We start from the raw sequence: 257 nt of genomic DNA on the forward strand, positions 1-257 counted from the left end.
GTGTAATATTGGCTGCAACAATATCTGAAACCGGAATATCATTGTCGCGAAATTCCCAGGCTTTTTTGTAATCATCAAGACAAATAAATATGATAGGATTGCTGTATTATTTGGCATAATAAAAAGCGAAAGCGTGGTTAATATAGCGCCATATAAAAAGAAAGGACGGCGGCGGCCTAATTTACCCCAAGTTGTATCACTCGAATAACCAATAATTGGTTGCACAATTAAGCCGGTGAGTGTCCCGGCACCCCAGA

At 40.1% G+C, this 257-nt stretch carries 1 protein-coding gene; it reads right to left on the reverse strand.

From position 1 onward, the window contains the following. Window positions 1–257, reverse strand: a 257-nt coding sequence (locus CWB78_RS19020) for an MFS transporter (protein ID WP_502705098.1), incomplete at both ends; no start/stop codon positions are given.

The organism is Pseudoalteromonas sp. S1612 (genome assembly GCF_005887175.1).
In the GTDB taxonomy this organism is placed as follows: domain Bacteria; phylum Pseudomonadota; class Gammaproteobacteria; order Enterobacterales; family Alteromonadaceae; genus Pseudoalteromonas; species Pseudoalteromonas undina.